15 protein-coding genes and 1 pseudogene are annotated in these 15,457 nt (G+C 61.2%); 8 read left to right on the forward strand and 8 right to left on the reverse strand.

The window, feature by feature from the left end:
• Positions 1-79: 79 nt before the first annotated feature.
• Positions 80-976: a LysR family transcriptional regulator gene (locus ABTV29_RS17710; RefSeq protein WP_433765877.1), complete on the reverse strand. Its 897-nt coding sequence runs from the start codon at positions 974-976 to the stop codon at positions 80-82.
• Between the two features lie 132 nt (positions 977-1,108).
• Between ABTV29_RS17710 and ABTV29_RS17715 the strand changes: the two genes are divergently transcribed.
• Both ABTV29_RS17715 and ABTV29_RS17720 read left to right on the forward strand, forming a co-directional pair.
• A complete protein-coding gene (locus tag ABTV29_RS17715; protein ID WP_433765879.1) occupies positions 1,109-2,755 on the forward strand; it encodes a GMC family oxidoreductase in 1,647 nt (548 codons plus the stop codon).
• A 214-nt stretch (positions 2,756-2,969) separates the two neighbouring features.
• Positions 2,970-4,592, forward strand: a complete 1,623-nt coding sequence (locus ABTV29_RS17720; protein WP_433765881.1) for an MFS transporter — start codon at positions 2,970-2,972, stop codon at positions 4,590-4,592.
• Positions 4,593-4,708: 116 nt separating this feature from the next.
• On the opposite strand, the gene ABTV29_RS17725 is transcribed toward ABTV29_RS17720, so the two are convergent.
• The gene (locus tag ABTV29_RS17725; protein ID WP_433765883.1) at positions 4,709-5,077 is read right to left on the reverse strand and encodes a DUF427 domain-containing protein; all 369 of its coding nucleotides are present in this window, start codon (positions 5,075-5,077) and stop codon (positions 4,709-4,711) included.
• A 256-nt stretch (positions 5,078-5,333) separates the two neighbouring features.
• On the opposite strand from ABTV29_RS17725, the gene ABTV29_RS17730 reads away from it, so the two are divergent.
• The 6 genes from ABTV29_RS17730 to ABTV29_RS17755 all read left to right on the forward strand — a co-directional run bounded on the left by ABTV29_RS17730 (position 5,334) and on the right by ABTV29_RS17755 (position 10,277).
• Positions 5,334-7,283 carry a DNA topoisomerase III gene (locus ABTV29_RS17730; protein ID WP_433765885.1) on the forward strand — a complete coding sequence of 650 codons (1,950 nt, stop codon included), beginning with the start codon at positions 5,334-5,336 and terminating at the stop codon, positions 7,281-7,283.
• Positions 7,284-7,392: 109 nt separating this feature from the next.
• Positions 7,393-7,881: a GNAT family N-acetyltransferase gene (locus tag ABTV29_RS17735; RefSeq protein WP_433765887.1), complete on the forward strand. Its 489-nt coding sequence runs from the start codon at positions 7,393-7,395 to the stop codon at positions 7,879-7,881.
• A gap of 73 nt (positions 7,882-7,954) precedes the next feature.
• Positions 7,955-8,218: a hypothetical protein gene (locus tag ABTV29_RS17740; protein ID WP_433765889.1), complete on the forward strand. Its 264-nt coding sequence runs from the start codon at positions 7,955-7,957 to the stop codon at positions 8,216-8,218.
• Positions 8,219-8,423: 205 nt separating this feature from the next.
• Positions 8,424-8,753, forward strand: a complete 330-nt coding sequence (locus ABTV29_RS17745; protein WP_110962440.1) for a hypothetical protein — start codon at positions 8,424-8,426, stop codon at positions 8,751-8,753.
• A 335-nt stretch (positions 8,754-9,088) separates the two neighbouring features.
• A complete protein-coding gene (gene cynS / locus ABTV29_RS17750) occupies positions 9,089-9,556 on the forward strand; it encodes a cyanase (protein ID WP_433765891.1) in 468 nt (155 codons plus the stop codon).
• A 58-nt stretch (positions 9,557-9,614) separates the two neighbouring features.
• On the forward strand, positions 9,615-10,277 hold the full coding sequence (locus ABTV29_RS17755) for a carbonic anhydrase (protein WP_433765893.1): 663 nt from the start codon (positions 9,615-9,617) through the stop codon (positions 10,275-10,277).
• Positions 10,278-10,355: 78 nt separating this feature from the next.
• Here the strand turns inward: ABTV29_RS17755 and ABTV29_RS17760 are convergent, their stop codons facing one another.
• The 6 genes and pseudogenes from ABTV29_RS17760 to ABTV29_RS17785 all read right to left on the reverse strand — a co-directional run bounded on the left by ABTV29_RS17760 (position 10,356) and on the right by ABTV29_RS17785 (position 15,376).
• Complete coding sequence (locus tag ABTV29_RS17760) at positions 10,356-10,706, reverse strand: BON domain-containing protein (RefSeq protein ID WP_433765894.1); 351 nt, start codon at positions 10,704-10,706, stop codon at positions 10,356-10,358.
• Positions 10,707-10,830: 124 nt separating this feature from the next.
• Positions 10,831-12,333, reverse strand: coding sequence for an aldehyde dehydrogenase family protein (locus ABTV29_RS17765; protein ID WP_433765896.1), 1,503 nt, complete (start codon positions 12,331-12,333; stop codon positions 10,831-10,833).
• An 81-nt stretch (positions 12,334-12,414) separates the two neighbouring features.
• A complete protein-coding gene (locus ABTV29_RS17770; protein ID WP_433771922.1) occupies positions 12,415-12,822 on the reverse strand; it encodes a CZB domain-containing protein in 408 nt (135 codons plus the stop codon).
• 3 nt (positions 12,823-12,825) lie between these two features.
• Positions 12,826-13,485: pseudogene (locus ABTV29_RS17775) on the reverse strand (methyl-accepting chemotaxis protein); the annotation flags it as partial.
• A 142-nt stretch (positions 13,486-13,627) separates the two neighbouring features.
• Positions 13,628-14,140, reverse strand: coding sequence for an HvfX family Cu-binding RiPP maturation protein (locus ABTV29_RS17780; RefSeq protein ID WP_433765898.1), 513 nt, complete (start codon positions 14,138-14,140; stop codon positions 13,628-13,630).
• Positions 14,141-14,428: 288 nt separating this feature from the next.
• On the reverse strand, positions 14,429-15,376 hold the full coding sequence (locus tag ABTV29_RS17785) for a nitrilase-related carbon-nitrogen hydrolase (protein ID WP_433765900.1): 948 nt from the start codon (positions 15,374-15,376) through the stop codon (positions 14,429-14,431).
• Positions 15,377-15,457: the final 81 nt, after the last annotated feature.

Consider the following 15,457-nt stretch of genomic DNA (forward strand, 5'->3'; position numbering starts at 1 on the left):
CTCGCGAAAAACCCAAGGGCACCGCTGGGCATCTGGTTCTACGCGTAATCGTTCACGACCATCGCGAGCAAGCTCGCTCCTACAAGGGTTGTGAGCCCAGCAACAGGTCCTGCTCACGCTCACACAACTCCACCACATAATCCCACATCACCCGCAGCCGCACGGACTTGTGCAGTTCGCGACGGGTGCTGATCCAGTAGCTGCGCAGGATGCTTTCCTCGGCGAACAACGGCACCAGGGCGGGATCGGCGCTGGCCATGTAGCAAGGCAGCACGGCAATGCCGAGGCCTGCGCGGGCGGCTTGTTGCTGGGCGATCACGCTGGTGCTGTGGAAGACCACCTGCGGGTTGCGGCAGAAGCTGTTGAGGAACATCAGTTCCTGGCTGAACAGCAGGTCGTCGACGTAGCCGATCCAGGCATGCCGCCCCAGGTCTTCGCGACTGCGCAGCGGCGGCGCCTTGTCGAGGTAGTCCTGGCTGGCATAGAGCGCCAGGCGATAGTCCGTGAGCTTGCGCGTGACCAGCATGTCGGCGGCCGGGCGCTCCAGGTGAATGCTGATTTCCGCCTCGCGGTTGAGGATGCTGACGAAACGCGGCACCGCCACCAACTCCACTTCCAACCCTGGATAACGCTCGAACAACCCGTTCATGCGACTGGCCAGGAACATGATGCCCAGGCCTTCCGTGACCCCGACGCGAATCTTGCCCAGCGGTGCGGTGGACTGGGTGATTTCTTCCTGGGCCAGCAGCGCGACGTTTTCCATGGCCTCGGCATGCTTGAGCAGGGCCTCGCCCGCCGGCGTCATTTCATAGCCCTGGGCGTGCTGCACGAAGAGCGCGGTGCCGAGGCTCTTTTCGATGGCTTCGATGTGCCTTGCGACCGTCGCGTGGGTGGTGTTCAGGCGGCGGGCCGCGGTGAGCAAACGCCCGCTGCGCTGTAGTTCGAGAAAAAACCGCAGGTCATTCCAGTCGAACATGACTCATCCTTGGGGTCTGGCTATGGGACGCGCTGTTTAAAAACAAACAGCAGCTGCGCAAAAACTAACATTTTTTAAACGAAAGCTAACAACTAGGATGGACCCAACAAGAAAAACAATACGAGGTCAGGGATGCAAGCTACCCAGGATGCATACGACTACATCGTCGTCGGGGCCGGACCGGCAGGCTGCCTGCTGGCCAATCGGCTGTCGGCCAACCCGCAACACCGGGTGCTGCTGCTCGAAGCCGGTGGCCGCGATAACTATGCGTGGATTCATATCCCGGTCGGCTACCTGTTCTGCATCGGCAATCCGCGCACCGACTGGTGCTTCAAGACCGAAGCGCAACCCGGCCTGCAAGGGCGCACCCTGAGCTACCCGCGCGGCAAAGTGCTGGGGGGCTGTTCCTCCATCAACGGCATGATCTACATGCGCGGCCAGGCTGGCGACTACGATCGCTGGGCCGCCGAGGGCAACCCCGGCTGGCGCTGGCAGGATGTGCTGCCGCTGTTCAAGAAAAGCGAAAACCACTTTGCCGGCGACTCCGAGTTCCACGGCGCCAGTGGTGACTGGCGTGTCGAGCGCCAGCGCCTGTCGTGGCCGATTCTCGATGCCTTTCGCAGCGCCGCCGAACAAAGCGGCATCGCCAGCATCGATGACTTCAACCAGGGCGACAACGAAGGTTGTGGCTACTTCCAGGTCAACCAGAAGGCCGGCATTCGCTGGAACGCGGCCAAGGCCTTTCTCAAACCGATTCGCAACCGCGCCAACCTGACCGTGCTGACCGGGGTCGAGGTCGACCGCGTGCTGCTGGAAAACGCCCGCGCCTCGGCGGTGAGCGTGCGCTGGCAAGGCCAGTCGCAGACCTTCAAGGCGCGCAAGGAAATCATCCTGTGCGCAGGCTCCGTGGGCTCGCCGAGCATCCTGCAACGTTCCGGGATTGGCCCTCGCCCGCTGTTGCAACGCCTGGGCATCGGCGTCATTCATGAACTGTCGGGCGTCGGCGGCAATTTGCAGGATCACCTGCAACTGCGGCTGATCTACAAATTGGAGAACGCGCGCACCCTCAACCAGATTGCCGGCAGCCTGTGGGGCAAGATGGGCATGGGCCTGCGTTATCTGTATGACCGCAGCGGTCCGCTGTCCATGGCGCCGAGCCAGCTGGGTGCCTTCGCTCGCTCGGGGCCGGAACAGACCTCGGCCAATCTCGAATACCACGTGCAACCGTTGTCGCTGGAGCGCTTCGGCGAACCGTTGCATGCCTTCCCGGCCTTTACCGCGTCGGTCTGCGACCTTCGTCCGCGCAGCCGTGGCAAGGTGGAAATCCGCTCCGTCGATCCACAACAGGCGCCGCTGATTCAACCCAACTACCTGAGCCATCCGGAAGACTTGCGCGTCGCCGCCGACGCCATTCGCCTGACCCGGCGCATCGTCGCAGCAAAGGCCCTGGAGGCGTTCAAGCCTGTCGAGTACCTGCCCGGCGACAGCCTGCAAAGCGAAGAACAACTGCACGAAGCCGCCGCGCGTATCGGTACGACCATTTTCCATCCGGTGGGCACGTGCCGGATGGGCAACGACGCCGATGCGGTGGTCGATGCCCAACTGCGTGTACACGGCATCCCCGGCCTGCGCATCGCCGACGCCTCGATCATGCCGAACATCACCTCGGGCAATACCTGTTCGCCTACGCTGATGATCGCCGAGAAGGCTGCGGAACTGATCCTCAACCCCGACGCAAGGAGCATCACCCCGACAATGGAACTGGTCGCACATCCCTGAATTCTGCACACCCCCTGTAGGAGCGAGCCTGCTCGCGATGAACCTGAGAGCGCACGTGGGTGTCAGGTTTATAGCGTTATCGTTGACGGCCATCGCGAGCAGGCTCGCTCCCACAAGTAACGAGTACACCCGATACATCGAAGTAGCGGCGTCGGCCCACAAGGCCTGCGCCGACAGTGGAACAACAAAAACAATCACTGTGAGGGATACCGATATGTCAGAACATGTTCAGCCCCTGGAAGCCGTGCGCAGCGCGGGCACCAGCCAGGAAACCCAGAAAGTCATCTTCGCCTCGTCACTCGGCACGGTGTTCGAGTGGTATGACTTTTTCCTCTACGGCGCCCTCGCGGCGGTGATCAGCAAGCAGTTCTTCGCCGGGGTCAACGACACCACGGCGTTCATCTTTGCGCTGATGGCCTTTGCCGCCGGCTTTATCGTCAGGCCGTTCGGCGCATTGGTGTTCGGTCGGCTGGGGGACATGATCGGACGCAAGTACACCTTCCTCGCCACCATCATTCTCATGGGCCTGGCGACCTTCTGCGTCGGCTTGCTGCCGACCTACGCCAGCATCGGCATTGCCGCGCCGATCATCCTCGTAGTGCTGCGCATGCTTCAGGGCCTGGCGCTGGGCGGCGAGTACGGCGGCGCCGCCACCTATGTCGCGGAACACGCGCCGGTTGGCAAACGCGGTTTCCACACCAGCTGGATTCAGTCCACCGCCACCCTTGGCCTGTTGCTGTCGTTGCTGGTGGTGCTGGGTTGCCGTTACTTCACCGGCGATCAGTTCGAAGTCTGGGGCTGGCGCATTCCGTTCCTGTTTTCGATCATTCTGCTGGGCATCTCGACCTGGATTCGCCTGAGCCTGCACGAGTCGCCGGCCTTCGTGAAAATGAAAGAGGAAGGCAAGCTCTGCAAGTCGCCGATCCGCGACTCCTTCGGCAAATGGGAAAACCTCAAGGTCGTGCTGATTGCCCTGTTCAGCATCAACGCCGGGCAAGCCGTGACCTTCTACGCCGCTCAATTCTATGTGCTGTTCTTCCTCACCCAGTTCCTGAAAATGGACCCCGCCGTGGCCAACGGCCTGCTGATCGTGAGCGTGACCATTGGCGCGCCGTTCTTCATTTTCTTCGGCTGGCTGTCGGACAAGGTCGGGCGTAAACCGGTACTGATGCTCGGCCTGCTGCTGGCCACCGCGCTGTACTTCCCGATCTTCAAGACCCTGGCCCACTACGCCAATCCGGCCATCGACCAGGCCAGCCGCCAGGCACCGATCACCGTGACTGCCGACCCGGCCACCTGCACCTTCCAGTTCGACCCGGTGGGCAAGGCCAAATTCGATAGCCCATGCGACAAGGTCAAGACCTTCCTGGTCAAACAGGGCCTGCCGTACCAGAGCGAAGCGGCACCGGCTGGCAGTGGTGTGCAAGTGAGTGTGGGCGACGCGAAGATCGACGGTTTCGACGAAGCCGCCCTGCGTGGCGCGGTGACGCTCGCCGGTTATCCGCAACAGGCCGACATGCAGCAGATCAACAAGCCGATGATCGTGGCGCTGATTGTCGCGCTGATCATCATCTCCGCCATGTGCTACGGCCCGCTGGCGGCGCTGATGGTCGAACTGTTCCCGACCCGCATCCGCTACACCTCCATGTCCCTGCCCTATCACATCGGCAATGGCTGGTTCGGCGGTTTCCTGCCTACCGTGTCGTTCGCGCTGGTGGTGTACACCGGGGATATTTTCTACGGGCTGTGGTACCCGGTGTTGATTACCGGGGTCAGCCTGGTGGTGGGGATGCTGTGTCTGCGTGAGACGCGCAATGTGGATTTGAACAAGAACTGAAAAACCTGTGGGAGCGAGCCTGCTCGCGATAGCGTTGGATCAGTCACCATCGTTGGTGACTGGGCCTCTCTCATCGCGAGCAGGCTCGCTCCCACAGTGGTTGGGTGGTGGGTGGCTTACTCGTCCAGCTCGACGACCTCGAACTTCACCTGATCCGGATAGAACGCCATGTATTCGCGGATCTGCTCGACGGATATTTTAGGCGTCTCGTAACTCCACACCGCGTTCGCGCCCTCATGCCCCGGCACCTGCAAACTGAAATAACTGGCATCGCCCTTGTAGGGGCAATAGCTGGTGTGATCCGTGCGGGCGTAATACTTCTCGTCGATGTCCTCGCGCGGCACGTAATACACCGGCGGGTAATTGGCTTCCAGCAGCACCAGCGCGCGCGAGGACGCGGCCACCTGGATACCGTGGAACTTCACCAGCAGGCAGCCGGGTTGCTCGGCGATAGTGATGACAGGACTGGGACCGGTGCTTTTCATGGAATTCGTTCCTCATGCGGTGATTGACCTGTGGGAGCCTGACGTACCCGCAACGGGCGGCGCAGCAACCCCGAAACCTGAGACCACGATGTATCAGGTATAACCCAAGTTTGACCTTCGCGACGGCCTCACAGCCGAACGGGTCCCGCACAAGACCTCACACATGAGCTGTACATCCATACAGATAAAGATTGATCCAACGCTCGGCAAGCGCCATTCTGTGCACCCCTGCGGTTCTTGATCGACGATGGTGGTTATGCGGCTGTACCTCTGTGAAAAACCCTCCCAGGCCAAAGACATTGCGGCCGTGCTCGGCGCCAGGCGCCGTGGCGATGGCTGCTGGCTGGGAACAGACGTCACGGTGACCTGGTGCATCGGCCATCTGCTGGAAACCGCACCGCCGGACGCGTACGACGCACGCTACAAGCGCTGGGTGCTGGCCGACCTGCCGATCATCCCGGACAAATGGAAAATGACCGTCAAACCGCGCACTGCCAGCCAGTACAAGGCGGTCAAGCGCCTGCTCGGCGAAGCGTCCGAGTTGATCATTGCCACTGACGCCGACCGTGAGGGCGAGATGATCGCCCGGGAACTGGTGGAACATTGCCGCTATCGCGGGCCGATCCGCCGCCTGTGGCTGTCGGCACTGGACGATGCCTCGATCCGCAAGGCCCTCGCCGCGCTCAAGCCGGGTGCCGAAACCTTCAGCCTTTACCACTCGGCGCTGGGCCGCAGCCGGGCCGACTGGCTGATCGGCATGAACATGAGCCGGCTGTTCACCCTGCTGGGGCGCCAGTCGGGCTATCAGGGGGTGTTGCCGGTGGGCCGCGTGCAAACCCCGACCCTGCGCCTGGTAGTGGATCGCGACCGCAGCATCGCCGATTTCATCCCTGTGCCTTACTGGGCCATTGATGTACGGCTGCTGCACGATGGCACCGCGTTCAGCGCACAATGGCGCGCGCCTTCCGAACTTTGTGACGATCAGGATCGCTGCCTGAATCAAGCGCTGGCGCAACAGGCCGCAGCGGCGATGACGGGCGCCGCGAGTGCCCGGGTGATCAAGTTGCGCACCGAGCGCATGCGCGAAGTGGCACCGCTGCCGTTCGACCTGGGCACCCTGCAGGAGATCTGCTCGAAGAAGTTCGGACTGGGCGCCCAGGAAACCCTCGATATCGCCCAGGCGCTGTACGAGACCCACAAGGTCATCACCTACCCGCGCAGCGACTGCGGCTACCTGCCGTTGAGCCAGCACAGTGAAGCGCCAGCCATTCTGGCGGCGCTGCGCCAGGCAGATCCCGCGCTCGACGCCCTGCGCGATCACCTGGACCCGCAACGTCGCTCACGGGCCTGGAACGATGCCAAGGTCAGTGCCCACCACGGCATCATTCCCACCGCGGCGGCAAGGAACCTTGAGCGCCTGACCGGCAAACACCGTGCGGTCTACACGCTGATCCGCGCCCGCTATCTGGCGCAGTTCCTGCCCAATCACGAATACGACCGCACCCAGGCCGACTTCGACTGCGCAGGCCAGGCCTTGCGCGCGGTGGGCAAGCAGATCGTCGAGCCTGGCTGGAAGCGTGCCATGCCCGAAGCGCTTGCACCCGCCAAAGGTCGCGAAGCTCCCGCCCCGCAAACCCTGCCCAACCTCAGGGAAGGCATCGATTGCGCGGTAGACAGCGTGCAGCTCAAGGATCTGTGGACCCAGCCGCCCAAACCCTTCACCGAAGGCGACCTGATCAAGGCGATGAAGAACGTCGCCAAACTGGTGGAGGATCCGCTGCTCAAACAGAAGCTCAAGGACACCACCGGCATCGGCACCGAGGCGACTCGCGCCTCGATCATCCAGGGCCTGCTCGACCGTGGCTATCTGATCAAGAACGGCAAGGCGCTTTCTGCCACTGCCGCCGCTTTTAGCCTGATCGATGCCGTGCCAAGGGCGATTGCCGATCCAGGCACCACCGCGATCTGGGAGCAGGCACTGGACATGGTGCAGAGCGGGGAAATGAGCCTTGAAGAATTCGTCACCAAACAGGCGGCGTGGATGAGCAAACAGGTGGCCCGCTGCGCCGGCCTGAACCTGACCATCAGCGGCCCGGCCAGCCCTGCCGGACGCGGGGCCACACCCTGGAAAAACAAGCGCAAGCCGACCAAGCGCAAGACGCCAAATAACGGCAAGCGCACGGCTAAACCGACAAGCAAGGCCTGAAGCAAATCACGCCGAACTTGTGGCGAGGAAGCTTGCTCCCTCGCCACAGGTTCTTCGTGGTTCGATCTATCATTGGCTGGCTGGTATCGCGTCTCAGGAACCACTTCCTATGTCGTCAATAGAGTTGCACGCCGCACAGCGCGACGAACTGGAAACCATCGAAAACCTGATGCAGTTCTACACCTACGACTTCAGCGAGTGGTTGCCGCTGGAACTGGGTGAGCACGGTTTCTTCAGCCTGCTGCCCCTGACGGACTATTGGCGAGACCCCGCAACCCAACCCTGGCTGATCCGCGTCGATGGCGAACTCGCCGGCTTCGTGACCCTGGACAACGACACGCACCTGCCCGGCGCCGAGCACAACATCGGCTACCTGTTCGTCGCTCGACGCTTTCGTGGCCAGGGCGTCGCGAAGTTTGTCGTTTCCACCCTCTTGAGCCGGTTTCCCGGGCAATGGCAGATTTTCCATCTCGATGCGAATCTTCCCGCGCGGGCGTTTTGGGCCAAGGTGATGCCAGGCCTTTGCCCACAGGGTTTCAACCTGCATCAGCAGTCGATCAAGGGGCATCCCTGCACCCTTTACCGATTTTCGGTTTAGCCGTCACCACCCTGAATGGGTGCTTTTCCACCCCGCTTTTCTAATTCCGCCCAGCTTTGTCCGACAATATGTAGTGACTAAAAATAATCACTACAAAACCGTTGACGCCTTCGATTTGCCCTTGCATGATGCAGACGTCTCCCCGATCGGGAGTACAGGCAACACGTTTGAGCAAGCTCGTCTGACCGCCGAGCTGTTTTTTCCGGATGCACGCTGCCCACAAGGCAGATTGAAGAAGCTGACCTGGCCTGAACGTCCAGTACAAGGGCGAGAAGCGCTGGCGATCCATCCTCATGAAGCTTGTGCCCAACCCTTCAAAAGGTTGGCGGTGGCCTGAAGGTAATCGCTGCTTCTCTTCGTTGTGACGCTATTGCGTAGCAGTTATTCAACACGACTACATGCAACAGACGCAGGACCCCGCCACTGATGGCGGACGACTGCTGACGTCCTGGTTTCGGTGCCAGGGATCAACTAACCGATGGGCTACATGTATTTAGCGAATCAACTTTGAAAGATCACCAAATGGTCAAGGGGGCTCTACCATGAATCTGAACAATCAACCGACTATCGAAGAACTGGCTCGTATGTTCGCGGCGAAAAAAGATACGCTCGACAGCCATATTCTCTGGATCAGCAAATCGGGCAGCGTTCATATCGACTGCCTTTCTCCCCACAGCCACGAAGCGGAGTTCGACCAGAACAACCAGAACCTGCTGGCCCGCCTGAAGATGTACCGTCGCGGCCATGGCTATGTCGGCAAGAAAGCCGCGGCCGACAAGGACTTCATCGGTAATGTTCTGCAAACGCTGAAACAGGCCTGGGGATCGATGCAGGGTCAGAATGAAGTTCGGGTGATTGACCGGTTCTGCTAATTGAAATAAGTCTTCACTGACTTATAAATAAAGAAGGCCTGCTCCTGACAAGAGCAGGCCTTTTTTATTGCCTGTAACTCCAAATTGCCCACCTTTAATACTGTAGGAGCGAGCCTGCTCGCGATGGACGTGAACGATGGCGCGGGATACCTGAATACCCGTGTTGTTCAATCGTTCATCGCGAGCAGGCTCGCTCCTACAGAAAGATAGCCGGGATGCCAAACTATAGGCAGCACTTATGCCTTGCATTGGATATGGGTCTTGGACGCTATGAGCTGATCAGAAGAAGATGAGCCCACACCAAGCCACTACCCCACTGCAACAGGAGATCCACCATGCAACAGTCCCACGCTTACAACGACACCAGCCTCGAACTGACCGCCAAGATCCTGGACGCCAAGGCACGCAAAAATCTGTCCTTCGAGCAAGTTACCGAAGGCACCGGCCTTGGCCTGGCTTACGTCACCGCAGCCCTGCTCGGTCAGCACCCACTGCCTGAAGCCGCAGCCAAAGTGATCGGCGAAAAACTCGAGCTGGATGCCGACTCGGTGGCCCGCCTGCAAATCATCCCGCTGCGCGGCAGCCTGTCGGGTGTGCCAACCGATCCGACCATCTACCGCTTCTACGAAATGATCCAGATCTACGGCACCACCCTCAAAGCCCTGGTTCATGAGCAGTTCGGCGACGGCATCATCAGCGCGATCAACTTCAAGCTGGACATGAAGAAAGTCGAAGACCCGGAAGGCGGTCACCGCGCCGTGATCACTCTCGATGGCAAGTTCCTGCCGCTGCGTCCTTTCTGATTCGAGTCCGGCCCGCGCCACGGTGCGGGCCAATCCCTACATCCATGAGGACGCAACCATGAAAGCGCTCATCGACGGTTTTCTGAAGTTCCAGAAAGAAGTCTTTCCACAACGTACCGACCTGTTTAAACACCTGGCCACCACGCAACACCCAGGCACCCTGTTCATCACCTGTTCCGACAGCCGTGTCGTACCGGAACTGCTGACCCAGCAAGAACCCGGTGAACTGTTCGTGATCCGTAACGCCGGCAACATCGTGCCCTCCTACAGCCCCCATCCCGGTGGTGTGTCGGCCACGGTCGAATACGCCGTCGCGGTGTTGGGCGTGACCGATATCGTGATCTGCGGCCATTCCGATTGCGGCGCCATGACCGCTGTCGCCAAGTGCACCTGCATGGATCACCTGCCTGCGGTCGGTAGCTGGTTGCAACACGCCGAGTCGGCAAAAGTCATCAACGAATCACGGCCTCACGCCAATGAAGCGGCAAAAGTCAGCTCGATGGTGCGGGAAAACGTGATCGCACAACTGGCGAACATCCAGACTCACCCGAGCGTGCGCCTGGCTCAGGAAAAAGGCCTGTTGAATTTGCATGGTTGGGTTTACGACATCGAAACCGGCTCAATCGACGCCCTGGATGCCCGCAGCAACCGTTTCGTCGCGCTCGCCGAGCATCCGGCCACCTGCGCCTTTCAAGCAGGATCCGCAGATGCAGCAGCCTGAGGATTGATCCATTGACAGCGAGACGGCCGACGCAGCGTTCCCTGCTCAGGGGAGCGCTGCACCGACAGATCGACAGGGTTATTTATCGTCCATCCTTATTGACGATTGTGACCGGTTCTCAGGGGTCTCTTCAGCGTTGGGGGCTTCTGGAATGCTGCCCGGCGTGAACACATGAGTCAGCAAGTCCCGGGCATCGACTTCGACCACCCCTTGAACCGAACGAGCCAAGCCAACAGCCTGCTCACACTGTTTATGGGTGTTGACACGACCGCTCAACGCAACCGTGCCCCCTTGGGTTTTGACATGGATTTGCAGGCCAAGGCTAGGTTTGGCCATAGCCAGGGCTGACTTCACCCTGGCAGTAATCCACGTGTCGTGAACGCCCCTTTCCAGATCGTGGGAGTAATGTTGAAACGAATGCAGTTTCATGATGCAACCCTCTGCCTTTCAGGCGAGCGTGTGGGACATCTGATTCGTTTTACAGTGCTCGCCTGCCAATACAGACACACATGAAAAGTATAGTGCGGCCGGCGCCCGGGGTCGGGCTGCCGACTCAACGCTTGACCGATAGATCCATCTGGGTCATGCGGCTGCGAACGGTGAATACGCCATCGCCCGAAAGAATCGCGCTGCGCGCAAACAGGCGCCCGCTCTCCCAGTTCGACAGGCCCAGTTCCGGCTTGTTGAGCGCGTACTGGCCATCGACCCAACGGGTAATGCCGTTACCGACAAAGGGCGCGTTGACCGCGTTGTAGAAGCGTTCGTGGCTCGCCGCGTCTTCGCTGATCAACGACACGGTGAATTGCGGGCTGTAGCGATTGAACAAGGCGATGGCGTTGTCCAGGTCGTCGACGATTTTCAGGCTGACTTCCGGGGTTTCTTCCCACTCCCACTCGCGCCCCAATTGCTCTTCGGGCAGCGGCTCAGCCAGTGCTTCGGTCTGGTAGCCCTCGGCGCGGTACACCTCGACGGTTGCGCTCTGCCAGTCTGCCGGCAAAAACGCCTCGCTGCCTTCGACGATATGCAGTTTGCAGCCCTGGCCCCGGGCCTTGCCGGCCTGTTGCAAGGCATCGAGAAACAGCGGCACCAGTTCGGCGGCACGGTCGCGATGGATCAGGCACACGTTGAGGGTGTTGCAGACCTTGCGGTCGAGGGAGTTGCGCACCACGGCGGCAAAGCGCGTGGCATCGGCGTCCGCATGCGCGATCAGCCACGCGCCACCGGTGCCGTGCAGGCTGACGGCGGTGCCGGCCTGTTGCGCGATGCTGCCCAACTGGCTGACGGCGCGACCCGAACCACGGGCCACGGCCAGCGACAGACGACGATCGGCGAACATCGCCCAGCCGGCGGCATGATTGACGCTTTCCACCAACGACACCGCACCGCCCGGCAATCCGGCATCGGCGAGCGCGGGGTTCAGTGCATGGGTGACGATGGCCTGGGCAGTGCCCAACGCATCGCTGCCAATGCGCAGTACGGCAGTGTTGCCAGTGCGCAACACGCCGGCGGCATCGGCGAAGACATTCGGCCGACCTTCGAAGACGAAGGCGACGATGCCCAACGGCGACACTACCTGCTCAACCTTCCAGCCATCGTGCTCGACGCAACTGATCACCTTGCCCCGGGAAGCCGGCGCATCGCGCCAGGCCCGCAGGCCAGCAATCATGTCGCGGCGCATGCGCTCATCGGCCAGCAGGCGCGTGGTGGAGCGACCGCGAGCCTTGGCCCGTTCGATGTCGGCCTGGTTGGCCGCCTCGATCAGGGCCCAGCAATCGGGGTTTTCCAGGCGCTGCGCGAAGAGGTCGAAGAAGGCGCTGATGGCCTGATCGGACACCGCCGACATCGCGGCAAACGCCGCTTGTGCGCGTTCGATCGCCACCGCTGCCGCCTGTTGGTCAGCCACCGGAATCAACAACAGTTCACCGCTGACCTGCTCCACCAACAGGTGATCTCCGGGCTGGAAGCGTGCCGCCAGTTCGGGGCTGACCACAGTGACACGATTACCGGCGAAAGGGATCGGCGTGCCAGCGACTAGACGTTCGAGCGCAAGAGACATGAAGCAGTTACACCATGCAATGGGCGGGCGGAAAATGTATAGCAAAAGTCTCCAAGCGTCACCCGCCCGGCGCTGCCCGCGTCAGGCCAGCCGGGAACGCAGCAGCCCCTTGACCGTGCGCATCACCGCGGCATTGGCCTCTTCCATCTGCCCGACCTGCTTGAGCGCCTCTTCCAGCTCGCCACGTGCATGGGCCTCAAGCGCCGCCTGACCGCTGCTGTGCACCAGGCGATGGGGGACTTCCATGCGTCGGAAATCGGCATCGCGCTGCTGGCTCTGGTTTTCTTCGCCGTAATACCACTGACCGAACAGACATTCGGTTTCATCCGGCAAGGTCAGGGGTGAATGGGGCTTGGGATTGAGCAGGCGATCGTAGACCGCCACCTTGAGCGTGAGCTCCTGCAGGTTGGCCAGTTCGACGTTGGACAGCAGGTGCGACTGATCGATTTCCCGCTGCATCTGTTGCGCTTCGCCGTACATCCCGGCCATGGCCTCGGCGGTTTTGTCGATCACCGCGCCAAAGGCGTGGGAGATCTGGCTCTGCTGCGAAATCGCTTGTTTGGCCTCGCTGATTTCCTGCTGGATCGCCGAAGTTTCCTTGACGATCTCCCGGGTCGCCTCGGCGGTTTTTTCCGCCAGCAGGCGCACCTCGCCCGCCACCACCGCAAACCCGCGACCGGTGTCGCCGGCACGCGCCGCTTCGATGGCGGCATTGAGGGCCAGCAGGTTGGTCTTGCGCGCGATATCGCTGATCAGGTCGACGATGCGGTCGATTTCGCTGGCGCGGCCAACCAGGTGCGTGATCACGCCTTCCAGCGCATCCAGCCCGGCGGCCATGACCCGCGATTGCTCCTGCAGATGAGTGACCTGTTCGCGGTTATCGATGGCCGCGCGGGCCACGGTTTCGGCCCGCTGGTGGTTGAGCTTGAGCCGCTGGTTGAGCATCGAGAACGACTCGCTGACCGGCGACAAGGAGTTACCGCAGGTCAGCAGGTGCTGTGCCAGGCCGCGAAAAAAATCCCGGTCGCGCTGCTCGGCCTTTCGGGCTTCGTGCGCTGCCTCGTCCACCGTGTTGACGTGCACCGGGGCGGGCATCGGCTTGGCCGGCTCGCTGGTGTCCCCGGCAGTTTTCCTGCGCCACGTGAAATTCATCCCCACTCCCCCACCCCGGACGCAACGCGCCAAAAAGCCCGGACGATACGAAGCATCCGGGCGGGGTAAAAGAGCCAATCTGACGAATTAACAACACACCACGCCCCCTGCAGGAGCAATGGCTCCCGCAGGGGTTGAGACATTACGGGTTGCGGCGCCAGAAAAACCGCGACAACAGCGCGTCAAGACTGAGCTTGCCGGGACCCGAGAGCACCAACGGCACCAGCGCTGCGATGTAGATCAGCGGCAGCTTGAAGTTGCCATAACCTTTGTTGGTGATGGAGTACCCCTGCGCCAGCTCGCTGAGGCTCGACCAGTCGGCGGGCCAGTGCACGGCGGCGGTCGCGACCAGGGTGACGACGATCAGGCTGATCGCCGAAAACCGTGTGGCCAGCCCCACCAGCAGCGCCAGGGCGCAGATCAGCTCCACCCACATCGACATTTCCCAGTTCAGCGTGGCCGAAAGGTGGTCGAACGGAAACGGGAAGCGGTTCTGAATGTCGGCGAACCAGTTCTCGCCGTTGAATTTCTCCAGGCCCGACTCGAAGAACTCCCAGGCCAGGAATATCCGCAGGGTCAGCGGTGCAATCCAGCCGCCAGCACGGTCAAGGTTCAGGTGCAGGCCTTTGACGGCCGATGAAATGGAAGTGCTCATGGACTCAGGTCTCCTTCAAATCAGGGATGTCGGGCCGTGGCGGCCCGCTTGGCGCAAGGATCGGCATGACCAATCGATGAGTGAATTTCATCAGGCCGGTGTATCTGCGATGTGTCGCATGCGCTGGGATTTGAAGGTTTGATGTGTCAAGGGCGGGGCTGTACACACTTTGATACGTAGCCCCACCCATAACGGTAGGAGCGAGCTTGCTCGCGAAGGTCGTCAACGATGACGCGGAGAACCTGACACCCCGCGTCGTTTTCAAGTGCATCGCGAGCGTGCTCGCTCCTACAGGGCCTCAACTTCATACACATCCCGCTCACGCACATGAGCATGGGGCGTACGGTCGATCAGCAGGCTCAGCAATTCCGGACGGCTGTAGTGCCCGCGCGAATCCATCATGCGTTTGCGCCTGTCGATCAGGCTCATGTCGAGGTCGACGATCACCTCGCCTTCCCCTTCGGTCAACACACCCTGCACCACGCCGTCCGGGCTGATGATCGCGGTGTAGCAACCACCGGAAATCGGACCGATCGCACAGCCAGTGTCGGCCATGATCTGCGCTTGCTGCTCCGGGTACAGCCACGCCGTGGAATTGACCACGAAGCACGCCGCCTCCAGCGCATGCTGGCGGATGCTGACTTCCATTTGCGAGGCGAACAGCGGGCCGGCGAAGGAACCCGGGTACATCGAGGCGTGAATCTGCTCGCCGTCGGCCATCAAGGCATAACGCGCCAGCGGGTTGTAATGCTCCCAGCACGCCAGCTGGCCGATTCGCCCTACCGCACTGTCGGTGGCGCGCAGGCCGGAGCCATCGCCCATGCCCCAAATCATGCGCTCGTGGTAGGTCGGGGAAATCTTGCGGCGATGCTGGATCAGAGTGCCATCGGCATCGAACAGCAGCTGCGTGTTGTACAGCGTGCCGCCGTCACGTTCGTTGACGCCGATGGACACCACCATGCCCGCCTGTTTCGCCGCCGCGCCGATGGCATCGGTGGTGTCCGACGGCACGGTCACCGCCTGGTCCAGGAGCTTGAGGTGTTCGGCGGCCATTTCGAACGGCGCCTGCACGAAGGAAAAATACGGGTAGTACGGCACGATGGTTTCCGGGAACACGGCGAACTGCACGCCTTGCTCGCCGAGTTCGAGGATCTTCTCCACGACTTTGGCGACGGTGCCTTCACGGCTGTAGAGCACGGGGCTGATCTGGACGGCGGCGGCTTTTACAAGGGTCATGGTGGCGATCTCATTGAGGAAACGGGCTTCAACGAGGAAAAGATTACGACAATAATATTCAGGCATAAATGTCGTAGATGC

It is taken from the genome of Pseudomonas putida (genome assembly GCF_050989985.1).
GTDB classification, from domain to species: Bacteria; Pseudomonadota; Gammaproteobacteria; order Pseudomonadales; family Pseudomonadaceae; genus Aquipseudomonas; species Aquipseudomonas putida_AI.